Genomic DNA, 12,966 nt, shown 5'->3' with positions numbered 1-12,966 from the left:
TAACGAAATGAGTGTGCAAAGTTACTTTAGCTATTGCATCGTTTTCATTTCGTGGTTAAAGTGATCGACCGGTCATTTTTGCTCCTTGACCGTTTCACCACTCTTCATGGCTTGATCTCGCGAGACGTATATGGCGCTTGTACGACATTGGTACTTCCTTTGTCGGGGATGGCCAAACGCTTGCAAGCATGTCTATTGGCTAACGTGAGTTCAGGTTGGATACTTCAGATCATGTTTGAAGAATATTCAGTGTACGGTGTTTTTGTGCCGACGCTTTTAATCATGGCGATGTTCGCCTATCTACTGTTACAACTGGTGGACTGGGGACTGACTCATCTGGATGCATACCGGTTTGTCTGGCACCCACCGCTTTTTAATCTGGCACTCTATTTTATGATCCTGGGTGCTCTGTTTTACCTACATCGAGTGATATAAACATGCCGTTCTGCCATGCGTCAGTGTATCGGTTCCAATCCATGTAATGTCCTCGTTATAAGCATGTGAATTCTGACTGTGAAAAAGCTATCAACCTTCCTGACCTTTCGCGTCGTGATTACCCTGTTTGTGGTGATCTGCGCGTTATTCGTACTCCACGCTTTATGGCGGTATTACATGGATCTTCCGTGGACGCGGGATGCGCATGTTGCTGAAGATATCGTCACGTTGGCGCCGGACGTTTCGGGGATTGTTGAACGAGTGGATGTCAAGGATAACGCCAGTGTCCAAAAAGGGCAGGTTCTCTTTACGATTGACCAGTCGCATTACCGGATAGCGGTTGCACAGGCCAAAGGTCAATTGGATGAAGCAAACGCAGGGGTGGTGCAGCAACAGGCTCAGGTAGAAGAACTGGCACGCGAAGTGGCTCGTGACCGTGCCCTGGGTAATTTGGTCTCTACTGAAGATGCACAATCGCGCCGGGCAAAGCTTGCTTCTGCCAAGGCTGATTTACAGGCAGCGCAAGCAACGGTGCAGACTGCTGAAGCCAATCTGGCAAAAGCCAATCTGGATTTGCGCCGTACCGTGGTACGTGCGCCGAGCAATGGCCGCCTTAACGATGGCATTATTCGCGCAGGTAGTTATGCGCACGCAGGGCAAAATGCTCTGGCCATTCTTGAAACCTCTACGTTGCACATCGAGGCCTATCTGGAGGAGACGCGTTTCAGCCATCTGCATGTTGATTCGCCGGTTAAAATTCAATTGATGGGGCAGTCCCAAACGCTCCACGGTCACATAGAGAGCATCGCAGCGGGCATCGTTAATCGATATAGCTCGCAAGGTTCCGATCTGATTCCCAACGTGACACCCCAGTTCGAATGGGTACGTTTGGCGCAGCGTATTCCTGTTCGCATTGCTATTGATAGTGTGCCGAAAGGTGTTGAATTGGTCGCCGGGCGCACGGCAACGATTTATGTCCAATCCGATGCTCAAGCCCATGCTTCACGTGATGGAGCCTCTCATGATTAAAGCAGGGATGCGCCGTGTGGGCACAATGGGTGCTCTATCGCTACTATTGTCGGCCTGTCATCCTGTAGGGCCAGATTATGTGCTTCCGCATAATGCGGATTACAACAAGTCGAGTGCCAATGGTGATTTTCATCATGTCCATAACCCGGCAATCGCAGCAGATAAACCGTTACCGTCACAATGGTGGATGCTCTATCACGATGCGACGCTGAATGATCTGATTGAATCTGCATTGGAAGCGAATACGGATCTACGTATAGCCCTGGCCAATCTTAAAAGCTCGCAGGCTGTGTATGATCAGGCACTTTCAGCTGGAGGGTTCAGCATGGGAGCAACGGCCGGAGCAGATCGAGCGGCTCGGTCCGGACAGGCCTTTTTGCAGGATGCACGTATTCCTCCAGCCAATGTTGCTTCGTTGGTAGGAAATGTGTCCTATGATTTCGATTTTTTCGGCAAAATCAGTCGAGGCGTAGAAGCGGCCCGTGACAATACGCAGGCGGTGCAGGCAGCTCTAGACATGGCTCGCGTGAATGTTGTGGGGGAAGTCACGGGTAGTTACATGAATATCTGTAACGCCAATAACCAATTGGCCGTCATGCGCGAGACACTGGCTATTCAACAGCGTTCACTGAATGTAGCTCAGCGTTTGGTCGCGGCCGGACGTGGTACGGTGACCGATGTGGCCGGTCAGCAGGCATTGGTGGATCAGGTTCAAGCCAGCATACCGCCATTGGAAATCAGTAAGCAGACGGCAATCAATCAACTTAGTACGTTATTGGGAAGAACCCCCGGCGATATTTCGGCCAAAGTTGTCGCGTGTCAGCGCCCACCCCAGCTCACCCAGCCACTACCCATTGGTAATGGACGGATGCTGTTGGCACGTCGTCCTGATATTCGTCAGGCGGAACGCCAGCTGGCCTCTGATACCGCACTGGTGGGTGTCGCGACTGCTGATCTTTATCCGCAAATAAGTTTCGGAACATCCGGGGGATATGTAGGACGCATCTCCTCTTTTACACATTCGCCTACGCGGCAATGGTCGTTTGGTCCTCTGATCTCCTGGCAGGTGCCCACCTCGGGCGCCTATGCGCGCGTACGTGAAATGCGTGCCAATGCACAAGGAGCTTTCGCACGCTTTGATAAAACGGTGTTGAGCGCTCTTCAGGAAGTCCAAACCTCGCTGGATCAGTATGCGGAAGACCTTGACCGCTTACAGTCATTGGAAGGTGCGCGTGATCAGGCGCAGTTGGCTTCCACGCAGAACCAACGTCGCTACCAGTTGGGGCGTGTGCCTTACATCTCCAGTCTGGATGCCCAGCGTGTCCTCGTGCATGCACGTAATGCGGTTGCGGCACAGGAAGCGCAGGTCACGAATGATCAGATCCAGCTCTTCATGGCGTTGGGTGGGGGATGGCAACACTCTGCCATTCGTGGGAATTCACCACAAAACCATAACGGAAACAAAGATCAGCCGAATACGGCTCATGCTTCCCGTGGTATCGCTACCTCCCATGGAGATGCTCATGGGAATGATTCGATTATCGATGAGGGCTGATTCTTGCTGATTTTCGATCGACAGGCGTGGCTGGTTTCCATAAAACTGTATATTGCGGCGATGGCGGCGCTCTATATCTCCCAGGTCAATGCACTGGATCGCCCTTATTGGGCGATCATGACGGTGTACATTGTTTTCAACCCAGGGCTTGTTGGCGCGATTAATGCCAAAGGGTTGCATCGTTCTCTTGGTACACTTTTAGGCTGTGTAGCAGTTCTGATATTGGTTCCCAACTTTGTCCAGACACCGTTGGTGCTCTGTTTTTTTCTCTCCCTTTGGTTGACAGCCTGCCTGTTTGTCTCCCAACTCAACCGTTCCCCCATGGGGTATGTGTTCATGTTGGCCGGCTATACGGCCTCCTTTATCAGCTTTCCATCCGTGGATGATGCCAGCAATATCTTCCAGACAGTGGTCTCCCGTGCAGAGGAGATCATGTTGGGAGCTATACTCTCTGCCGTTGTTGCAGCCGTTGTTTTCCCCAAACGTGTACGTACTACGCTGACTGAACGGGCTGACACGTGGCTTTCCGGGGGGCAGCAGTGGATTCATCATGTGCTGATGGGAGATAACGAAATTTCGGCTTCGCGTAACCGTATGGCTGCTGATCTTTCCCAGCTGGATTCGATGATTCATGGCCTTCAGCATGATGATCGGCGACTTGCAACCGAAATCAGCTTGTTGGAGCGTATGGGGGATCGACTCAAGGTCCTTCTGAATATCCTGTCATCCATTCATGATGCACTTATGGCCTTGTCCGAAGGGGCTAAAGGTGTTCCTGATGAGTGGAAAACGCTATTGGATGAAATTGATGACTGGATCATGACGGATGAACCTCTGGATGAAGATTCATTGAATCTTCTGGTCCATAAAGTTGAAGCGCGTACCATTGAAGGGGCCGTAGCGCTTTCTGACTTGATCAACAATGCACTGAGTCTCCGTTTGGTTCAATTGCTGAAACTATGGTGGGATTGCTGCGAAGTACGCGATACGTTGGGGCGTAGCTCGAAAGCCCCGCGGCGCCGTATCAAGTTGCGCCTGTTGGTTCCGCGGATACCTCACAATTATCATTTTGATTTCAGTATGATCGTGTTCTCGTCCTTGGCCGCAGGCCTTTCGCTGATGGCATACTGCATCGTATGGATCGAGTTCGGTTGGACGACCGGTGCCAATGGCGCCATGATTGCAGCAGTAGTAGCCGCCTTCTTCGTCGGCATGGACGATCCTACGGTAGGTATGCGGATGTTCCTTTCCGGAAGTGCTCTTGCTTGCCTGATGGCAGGCATTATCGTGTTTGGTGTCTTGCCAATGGTCAGCAGCTTTGCCGCGCTCGCGTTTGTGCTTGGTGTCGTATTGCTTCCACTCGGCCTGCTGATGGCCAAACCTGCCACGTTTCTCTATTCCCTAACGTTGATTGTTAACCTGTTGGTACAGTTGACGTTGCGTGATTCCTACAGTGCTGATTTCGAAACCTTTGTAAACAGTTCCCTGGCGATGTTGATCGGTATCATTTTCGTCATGGTGATTACGCGTATAGTGCGTACCTTGGGCGCTGATGTCACTGCACGTCGACTGGTTAAGCAAACATGGGGGCTATTGGCCGAAGCAGCAGCTGGGCATGGTCTTCAGGATCGCCTGCAGTTTACTGCTCGTATGTTCGATTTATTGAATTTGCTGGCGCCTCGCCTGGCTCAGGCCGGTAAAACGTCTCATGAGCTAGCTTCCGTCGATATGCTGAAGGAGATTCGGTTAGGTTTGAATATTCTTCAAGTTCGCCAAATCAGGGGGGATCTCCTTCCGGAAACTCGCCATCAAGTGGATGAGATCCTCCACGGAATTTCAAGCCACTATCGACAGCAATCGCGTGCTGGTAAAGAACTGCCTGTACCTGATTTACTGATCAGCAAACTGGATATGCTTTTATCGCAATTGAACGAGGTCAAAAAACAAAGCGTACGTGATGAAGCCTTGTTAGGGCTTTACGGTATGCGACGAACCTTCACCACGGCCGAGCCGGAGGTATCATGAATACGTTTCGAGTAGAGTGGAAGTCGCAAATTGACCGATGATAGCTGCTGTTTTCTATAGTAAGGGCGTTTTCGATGCTTCTCCGGGGATTTCCCTGACCAATCGAGGCACCAGGAATCCGGATATTTCCTTTCGTAAAGCAGCTACCAGCGATTTTGCCTCTTCATCCGGCACATCGAAATGGGCAGCGCCTGCCACTGGGTCCAGTACATGTAAATAATAGGGCAGTACACGAATGGCAAATAGTGTCTCCGATAACATCTTAAGTGTCTCGACCTGATCATTCACTCCCCGTAGCAAAACACTTTGATTAAGTAGTGTGACTCCTGCTGTGGTTAGCCTTTTACATGCATTTTCGACCGCGCGATCAATTTCCTGTGGATGATTGATGTGCAATACGAGGACGGTTTGAAGACGTGTGTTCCGCAACCAGTCGAGCAATGCTTCATCCACGCGATCGGGTATTACCACCGGAAGGCGGGTATGAATACGCAGCCTGATTAAATGGGGGACGGACTCAAGTGCCGCCACCATTTTGGCCAAGCGCTTGTCACTGGAGGCCAGAGGGTCTCCACCAGAGAGAATGACTTCATTGATTTCAGGATGTGCCTTCAGATAGCTCACGATCGTATCCAGTGATTGCTGTGACAGCGTGTTATCCGAGTAGGGGAAGTGACGGCGGAAACAGTAACGGCAATTGATGGCACACGCGCCGCTACCTATCAACAGGACACGGCTTTTATACTTGTGAATCAACCCGGGGCAGGGCCGGTGTTCGGCTTCATCCAGAGGATCAGATACAAATCCTTCCAACACCTGGCTTTCTTCATTCAAGGGAAGTACTTGCCGCAATAATGGATCGTTTGGATTTCCAGGTTTTATACGTTCAAGGTATGCGTGGGGAACACGAATATTGAAAAGCGCGTGACCACTGTCGGCACCGGGTAGCCAGGCGGGATCCAATTGCAGAAATTCACACAGTGCCTCGGGTGTTTTAATGGCTTTTGCCAATTGGGTCTGCCAATTCGATGATGGCGTCTTGATCAATTCGGCAGAGGCTAAGCCGATGTCATCTGTACCTGTTTCATGTGCCGGTTGCTGAAAGTGGCGCGTCGTGGTTTCTTCCGTCAGTCCACTTTTTTCACCCTTTGCGGATTTATCTGCCGCAATGGCCTGCAATTGTTGTGAACTTCGGGGTATCATTGGGTTCCTCCTGTCGTGTATGTCCCAGTGTCCAAGGGCGGGATATACAAGCATCAACGGGCAAAATATGAGATTATACGCTTAGTGTAATCGATAACCTCCCCCAAGTGAGTAATATCGACAGTGAGTAACATCGACGTACTCCTCTTCATTCCGGGCTCTCTTTCTGCAAGTGCGCGAGTGACTTTTCCGGATCAACGTCAATGTTGCCGCTGTGTGGAGGCTCTGCGTATATCGCAGTTATCACATCATTGAGTATCATGGCCACAAGGGTCATTTTTTGAGAGGCATGCATGGCAACTTTTTCTACCAATGAATTCAAGGGCGGACTCAAGGTAATGCTGGATGGAGACCCATGCTCCATCGTTGACAACGAGTTTGTAAAGCCCGGTAAAGGTCAGGCTTTCAACCGAGTAAAACTGCGTAACCTGATGACAGGCCGTGTTTGGGAACGTACGTTCAAATCCGGTGAATCACTGGAAGCAGCGGATGTTGTCGAGCTGGATATGGAATATCTTTATACTGACGGTGAAATGTGGCACTTCATGAAAACCGACGGTTCCTTTGAGCAGTTCGCTGCAGACAAGAAAGCAGTAGGCGATACCGAGAAGTGGCTGAAAGAGCAGGTCTCTTATATCGTTACCTTGTGGAATGACAACCCTATCTCTGTCACACCGCCCAATTTCATTGAATTGGAAGTGACTGAAACGGACCCGGGGTTGAAAGGCGATACCGCGCAGGGTGGTTCCAAGCCCGCTACGCTCTCCACCGGTGCCGTTGTGCGTGTGCCCCTCTTTATCAATCAGGGAGAAGTCCTCAAGATTGATACACGTACGGGTGAATACGTAAGCCGTGCCTAACTGTCAGGACCACTCTTCGAAGCGATGAGTTCCTGAGGAGCATGATGCCGAACGCCGACGTTTCCGTCGGCGTTTTGCTGTTAGCGCCACCCATAAATGGCCATACAAGAAGCAAGAGCAGGTACGACGATATATGACAAAGGCACCGCAGACTCAATCTACACTGGCAGCAACATGGAGGCCTACAGCCTCTTTGGACGTATTACGATTCAGAGCTGAAAAGCTGGCGATCATTCGTCGTTTTTTTGCCGAACATGCTGTGTTGGAAGTCGAGACACCGATTGCGGCCCATGGAGGCAGTGTCGATCCGCAGCTGGATTCATTGAGTGTGAAGGCACTGACGCCTGCCGGGCGTGAGACACTGTGGCTCCAGACATCACCTGAATTCCACATGAAACGTTTACTTGCCGCCGGTAGTGGGCCTATCTACCAGTTGTTTCGAGCCTTTCGTGATGGTGAATCGGGTGGCCGTCATAATATCGAATTCACGATGTTGGAGTGGTACCAACCTGGCTATGACCTGAGTATGTTGCGGGAAGAGTGCATTGAGTTGATGGAGCGTGTGCTCAAGCGGCCCATTCAGTTACGTGTCCGCCGGTATCGGGAGCTATTCCAACAATGGCTCGATATTGATCCTTTCACGGTAGAGGGAGCAACCCTCAGTGCACTCACGGCGCAGCATGGTAAAATTGATACGACCGGCTTTACCCGCGATGATTGCCTGGATTTGCTGTTCAGCCATGTCATTGAACCGCGTTTGGGTGAATTGATCGACGGCCCAGTTGTATTGATGGATGCGGTGGTAGATTATCCTGCCTCACAAGCGGCGTTGGCAAAAAAACATCGCGATCCAGAGGATGGTGTTGAGCTGGCTTCACGGTTCGAACTCTACTGGCAAGGTGTTGAGCTGGCCAATGGCTATCACGAACTTTCTGATGCGGATGAACAATTGGTGCGGTTCGACGCAGATAAACAAGCGCGTCAGGCCTTGGGTAAGGATGAAATTCCCCATGATAGTTACCTGATTGAAGCGTTGCACGAGGGATTACCGCCTTGCAGTGGTGTCGCTTTGGGAGTAGATCGACTGATCATGCTGGCTGCAGGGAAAACGCGGTTGGAAGAGGTGATCGCCTTCCCGACACCGAGAGCTTGATGCTTTCAGATACCTACACTAAAGCTGACAGGCTCTAATTATAGGACTGAATTATATACCTGAAACGGCGCATGGCGGATCGAGGAAGGGGAAGTGTTGCCAAGTAGCCAGTGAAGGCCACATCCCTCTAAAACACCAGACCCGCAAGTCACTTCTACTACGATGATGCCTTGATAGCGATTCTGTCATTACCTGGTTTTTTGTATCTGTGGATTGGTATAAAGAGGGTAATGGCTATTGCATTTGCGGCCGAACAGCCAACTTATTATAGAGAATAAAGTGGCCGCGTTTATGCCCTTGGCGGAGAACGCGGCTTTTTTATGAAGGTGAATGGCAATCACCGTCATCGCCATGTGCCTGGATGTTATCGACACTGGGCTGGATGAAGCTCGATTGCGTGCCCGATCACGCCGCCATAATGATAATGGTAAGCCGCGTAGATACTCGTGTTATGGTTCAGCACAGTATTGAAAAAAGTACCGCTGCAATAAAGCTTCAACATGTTTGATTGCATTGAATCCGTAAACTGGTTTTCATCCACGCCCAGTGAATCGAATCCATCGACATCATAACGCATCACAATCGTGTTTCTGGGAGCATTGTATTGGATGCTCGAAAGCTGTGTGTACTGATCCAATCGTTTTGGTAATTGACGTGAAATCGCATTGGTCCATGCCTGTACCTGATGTTGCCCCTCGTTGTTTTCACGCGTGTGTGTGGAGGATTGCTCGGATGCTCTCCGCGGTGGCTGGTGTTCAGAACGAGCGGGCACGTGTTCCCTTTCATGTTCGGTAGAAGAGCTCCCCATAATTCTGTCGGCAATAGAACTCCAGCCAGTCGTGATTCTGCTTTGCGCCTCCCTTAACCACTGCGGGCCATTGTCATGGATCCAGCCCCCTTTGAAGACGCCAAATCCGGCCATCAGCAAGAAGACGATGAGCGCCGTATTGGCAAAGGCTCTATCTTTCGATTTGTCCTGGGTAAATAGGCTGACGATAAGAGCGGCAGCCAAACCAATAACTAGAGCCACCAAATAAAGCGGCAAATAGTGAATTGCCTGCTGAATCCCCCCTGAGACTGCATTACGTCCGTTTGGCCCGAGGATGTAGCCTGTTCCACACAATACGATGATGAAAGCAAAAAAAATGGGGAAGTATCTGGATTTCAGCATGAGGGCCTTGAACAATAGTGAGGTTGAGAATGCATGTTGGTATCAGTACTGGCTGACACTTTTTTTATCTGAGTGCTGTATATTAAATCAGTTATTCACATGTGGGTCATGTCAATTTATCGGCAAGATCGCTTTAAAGAGTCATATTACGCCTGTTCATGATAAGTTTAATCTACATGATGCTGATGTCCGGCCTCGGTTACAAAAGGCTGCCATTTAGTGGATGAGTCAGGCGTTGCAAAATGGTTATAGTAAAAATTGTTGATCATTACTCTCTTATACTCTTTCGATAACAATTTATAGAAGACAGCCACTGGATCATCAATGCCTATTCTCTCAACATTTGTATCCCTGTGGGGAAATATTCCTTCCTTGCGATTGGCTACCTACGCCATCATTGCCATTTTGCTTTCCATCATTTTGAGAATGATGGTGTTTGCTGTCGCTCGGCGATTACAGAAGCGGCATGCTTCCCTGAAGCCTGTCTTTGATAATATTGCCCGACCCTTGAAGTGGCTGGTGCCCCTGATCGTCTTTGCTGTCATTATCAACTCAGCTCCTTCACTGGATGATTTGGGATGGTTATCGTTGTTAAGGCGCTTGTTACTCTGCGCCATGATAGGGTCGGCCGCCTGGTTGATCGCTGCTGTCATCAAAGGGTTCGAGCAGTCCTATTCTTCGTCTTTCTCCCGCCATAAAGATACCTCTCAGTATTCACGGCGTGTTCTTACGCAAGTGAGTCTGATCAGCCGTATGAGTATGGTTGTGGTAACGATTATTGGCTTATCCGGCATGCTGATGATGATTCCTGCTGTGCGGCAGGTGGGAACCAGTCTGCTGGCTTCTGCAGGGGTTGCTGGTATCGTGGTAGGTTTTGCTGCCCGCCCTGTCCTCAGCAATATAATTGCGGGTATCCAGATTGCACTTACCCAACCTATCAGCCTGGATGATCTCGTGGTGATCGAAGGCGTTATGGGGTACGTAGAAGAAATTAATACAACGTATGTGGTGATTCGTACATGGGATGAACGCCGCTTGATTGTGCCCTTGACCTATTTTGTTGAAAATCCCATCTCTAGCTGGACGCGTACGGATGAGCACCTGACGGGGACGATCTACCTGTGGGTGGATTATCATTTACCACTTGAACCGTTGCGGGAGGAGCTGAAAAAGCTGGTCAAGGTCGCTCCCCATTATAATGGACGTGATTTACAGCTGGACGTGAGTGATACCAACGAGAGAGCCATGCAGCTTCGTATTCTGGTTTCTGCGGATGGTATGCCAGCCTGGTGGGCGGTTTCCTGTTTTGTTCGTGAAGGGCTCATTCGATTTATTGCATCGAATTATCCCGGGTACTTACCGACCGAGCGTACCCAATTGCAGTCGGGGGAGGGGTTCAGTTCTCAATCGTTCGGCATGTCACTCTCTTCGGATGGGTCTTCATCTCATCCATGAATATATGTAGAAATATCCGTGAACTCTTATAAGCATGTCGCACCCTGCGCGCAAGGAAAGGTTGAGGATACGATGACGTCTTTGGTATATCACTCATCAGGGCGCAGTAATACGTTCGCTCATTGAGGTTGGATTGTTCGCGACAATTGATGATTATTCGTCTGGAAGCCCTTTTTGCATCAGTGCTTGCCCTTGCCGAAGTGTGCTGCCTGCTATATGCGCTGGCAATGTATTAACGCCTTCAGGAAAACAGAGGATAACCGTCGATCCCAGTTTGAAACGTCCCATTTCTTCGCCTTTCTTTAATGAAATGGATGCGTCGAAATCACTTCGTTGAACATTATTGGCATGGGGAGGAACCTGACCACTCCATACCGTTTCAATTCCAGCAACAATCATTGCGCCCACCAGTACCATGGCCATCGGGCCATATTCGGTCTCGAAATGGCAGACTAACCGTTCGTTTCGAGCAAAGAGATTGGGAACGCGCGCAGCTGTTGTGGTATTGACCGAGAAAAGCTGGCCGGGAATGTAGACGGTTCGTTTAAGCGTCCCATCGCAGGGCATATGGACGCGGTGGTAATCCCTGGGGGAAAGATATACGGTCGCGAATTGACCCTGTTTGAACGGCGTGCTGTATTGATCCTGCCCTCCCAATAGATCCTCAACCGTATAACTATGGCCCTTGGCCTGTACCATGGTTGAATGAAGGATAGCGCCGGATTGGGAAAGCGTGCCATCAGCAGGGGAGACAATACCTTCACCCACAGGACGGGCACCCGGTTTCAATGCACGCGTGAAAAAGGCATTGAAGCTCTCGTAACCGGTCGCATCTTCTATGACAGCATCACTCAGATCAACGTTATAGGTCGCACAGAAACGCCGAATCAGCAGATTTTTCAGCCAGGGTGTTTTGGTATCTGCAAGCTTTCCTGCGAGGCGTGAAAGTAGCGCCTGAGGGACTACGTATTGCAGTGCTGTAAAAATGACATCATCGGGATTTGAATGCATGAACCAACCTTGCTGGAATCCGAGTGTGCGCCTTGGTCGCTATGTTATGGTGCGAGTCATGGTGCGTGTGAACATGTAAATCAGCTGCATTTTACCGTGCCACGCGGCAGTCGGCAGCTGTTTTGATAAAGCGCAGACACAATGCGTCAATAGGCCCCTTTTTTACGGGGCAAACATCGTTTTGGATACTATTTTTCGATAGGCGTATCGTCGCGGTTTCCCCATTCCTTCCAGGAACCGGGGTAGGCACGAATATTAAAGCCGAGTGCACGACCTGCCAGCCAGCTGAGGCCACTGCGGTGATGAGTTTGGCAGTGTGTAATAATCTCGGCTTCAGGATTAATTCCACGCGCTTCTGTCAGCGCAATCAGCTCATCGTTCTGTTTCAAACGCAGGTGATGTTCTGGGTCCTTGAGCTCTTGCCAATCGATATTGATGGCACCTGGGATATGCCCCAGATGTTTGTTGTCACCTTTTTCGCCACTAAACTCAGCAGCACTACGGGCATCCCATACTTGTACCTGATCCAGTTGTCCCGCTAGCGTTTCTCGCGAGACAGCCAATTCAGGATGAATGATCTCGGCTCGATAATCACTTGGAGTAGGGAGCGTATCGTCTGTCTCTGTCGTGTATCCCTCGGCTCGCCATGCATGAATCCCGCCATTCAAATAGGAATAATGGCGGTGTCCAATGAGCTCCAGCGTCCACAATAGACGACCTGCCCATCCGCCACCTTCATCATCATAGGCGACGACATGAGTATGGGGAGTGAGACCCAGCGATGAAAAAAGTTGGCTCAGCTGTTCAACGGTAGGCGCATCGTTGGGAATGTCACCACTGCCTTTCAGAAGACGTTTGCTCTCCAAAAAAACTGCTCCGGGCACGTGGCCTTCCTGATAACTTTCCGCCTTGAGGGGCACATCGATAATCAGTAGATCAGGATTGCCGAGTACTGCATTCAGTTGATCAGGTTCAGCAATTAGCGGAAGTAGTGGTGTGGATGACATGACTTACCTCCATGGGGTGTATGTAATAACGGTTTGATGGCAGCGTCCAAAGGGGAAACATG

The 12,966-nt window shown here is 50.2% G+C and carries 11 protein-coding genes; 7 read left to right on the top strand and 4 right to left on the bottom strand.

Annotated elements, in window-relative coordinates; translation table 11 throughout:
- Positions 1-33: 33 nt before the first annotated feature.
- The 4 genes from LMG33818_RS03630 to LMG33818_RS03615 all read left to right on the top strand — a co-directional run bounded on the left by LMG33818_RS03630 (position 34) and on the right by LMG33818_RS03615 (position 5,044).
- Complete coding sequence (locus tag LMG33818_RS03630; protein ID WP_442321982.1) at positions 34-435, top strand: DUF1656 domain-containing protein; 402 nt, start codon at positions 34-36, stop codon at positions 433-435.
- Between the two features lie 78 nt (positions 436-513).
- A complete protein-coding gene (locus tag LMG33818_RS03625) occupies positions 514-1,464 on the top strand; it encodes an efflux RND transporter periplasmic adaptor subunit (protein WP_442321981.1) in 951 nt (316 codons plus the stop codon).
- Positions 1,457-3,019, top strand: a complete 1,563-nt coding sequence (locus tag LMG33818_RS03620) for an efflux transporter outer membrane subunit (protein ID WP_442321980.1) — start codon at positions 1,457-1,459, stop codon at positions 3,017-3,019. Before LMG33818_RS03625 ends, LMG33818_RS03620 begins: the two co-directional genes overlap by 8 nt.
- A 3-nt stretch (positions 3,020-3,022) precedes the next feature.
- The gene (locus tag LMG33818_RS03615; protein ID WP_442321979.1) at positions 3,023-5,044 is read left to right on the top strand and encodes an FUSC family protein; all 2,022 of its coding nucleotides are present in this window, start codon (positions 3,023-3,025) and stop codon (positions 5,042-5,044) included.
- 54 nt (positions 5,045-5,098) lie between these two features.
- Here the strand turns inward: LMG33818_RS03615 and epmB are convergent, their stop codons facing one another.
- Entirely contained in the window at positions 5,099-6,247 is a 1,149-nt protein-coding gene (gene epmB, locus LMG33818_RS03610) for an EF-P beta-lysylation protein EpmB (RefSeq protein ID WP_442321978.1), read from the bottom strand.
- Between the two features lie 293 nt (positions 6,248-6,540).
- Between epmB and efp the strand changes: the two genes are divergently transcribed.
- Together efp and epmA are read left to right on the top strand one after the other, a co-directional pair.
- Positions 6,541-7,107 carry an elongation factor P gene (gene efp / locus LMG33818_RS03605; RefSeq protein ID WP_442321977.1) on the top strand — a complete coding sequence of 189 codons (567 nt, stop codon included), beginning with the start codon at positions 6,541-6,543 and terminating at the stop codon, positions 7,105-7,107.
- Positions 7,108-7,240: 133 nt separating this feature from the next.
- Positions 7,241-8,260, top strand: a complete 1,020-nt coding sequence (epmA, locus tag LMG33818_RS03600) for an EF-P lysine aminoacylase EpmA (protein ID WP_442321976.1) — start codon at positions 7,241-7,243, stop codon at positions 8,258-8,260.
- A 364-nt stretch (positions 8,261-8,624) separates the two neighbouring features.
- On the opposite strand, the gene LMG33818_RS03595 is transcribed toward epmA, so the two are convergent.
- Positions 8,625-9,431: a hypothetical protein gene (locus LMG33818_RS03595; protein ID WP_442321975.1), complete on the bottom strand. Its 807-nt coding sequence runs from the start codon at positions 9,429-9,431 to the stop codon at positions 8,625-8,627.
- A gap of 324 nt (positions 9,432-9,755) precedes the next feature.
- Here LMG33818_RS03595 and LMG33818_RS03590 point away from each other — a divergent pair, with 324 nt between their 5' ends.
- Positions 9,756-10,886, top strand: a complete 1,131-nt coding sequence (locus LMG33818_RS03590; RefSeq protein ID WP_442321974.1) for a mechanosensitive ion channel family protein — start codon at positions 9,756-9,758, stop codon at positions 10,884-10,886.
- 153 nt (positions 10,887-11,039) lie between these two features.
- Here the strand turns inward: LMG33818_RS03590 and asd are convergent, their stop codons facing one another.
- Together asd and LMG33818_RS03580 are read right to left on the bottom strand one after the other, a co-directional pair.
- Complete coding sequence (gene asd, locus LMG33818_RS03585) at positions 11,040-11,897, bottom strand: archaetidylserine decarboxylase (RefSeq protein WP_442321973.1); 858 nt, start codon at positions 11,895-11,897, stop codon at positions 11,040-11,042.
- A 188-nt stretch (positions 11,898-12,085) separates the two neighbouring features.
- Positions 12,086-12,904 (bottom strand): sulfurtransferase, encoded by an 819-nt coding sequence (locus LMG33818_RS03580; protein WP_442321972.1) that lies wholly within the window; start codon positions 12,902-12,904, stop codon positions 12,086-12,088.
- Positions 12,905-12,966 lie beyond the last annotated feature (62 nt).

The organism is Cernens ardua (genome assembly GCF_051251085.1).
GTDB lineage: Bacteria > Pseudomonadota > Gammaproteobacteria > Pseudomonadales > Halomonadaceae > Cernens > Cernens ardua.
Note: the sequence above shows the minus strand (reverse complement) of the source record. Positions and strands in the feature narration are given on the sequence as shown.

Bases quoted from the DNA above. Each gene is read 5' to 3' on its own strand.
- epmA (WP_442321976.1), top strand. From the start codon at position 7,241: ATGACAAAGGCACCGCAGACTCAATCTACACTGGCAGCAACATGGAGG.
- efp (WP_442321977.1), top strand. From the start codon at position 6,541: ATGGCAACTTTTTCTACCAATGAATTCAAGGGCGGACTCAAGGTAATG.
- LMG33818_RS03595 (WP_442321975.1), bottom strand. From the start codon at position 9,431: ATGCTGAAATCCAGATACTTCCCCATTTTTTTTGCTTTCATCATCGTA.
- epmB (WP_442321978.1), bottom strand. From the start codon at position 6,247: ATGATACCCCGAAGTTCACAACAATTGCAGGCCATTGCGGCAGATAAA.
- LMG33818_RS03620 (WP_442321980.1), top strand. From the start codon at position 1,457: ATGATTAAAGCAGGGATGCGCCGTGTGGGCACAATGGGTGCTCTATCG.
- LMG33818_RS03580 (WP_442321972.1), bottom strand. From the start codon at position 12,904: ATGTCATCCACACCACTACTTCCGCTAATTGCTGAACCTGATCAACTG.
- asd (WP_442321973.1), bottom strand. From the start codon at position 11,897: ATGCATTCAAATCCCGATGATGTCATTTTTACAGCACTGCAATACGTA.
- LMG33818_RS03590 (WP_442321974.1), top strand. From the start codon at position 9,756: ATGCCTATTCTCTCAACATTTGTATCCCTGTGGGGAAATATTCCTTCC.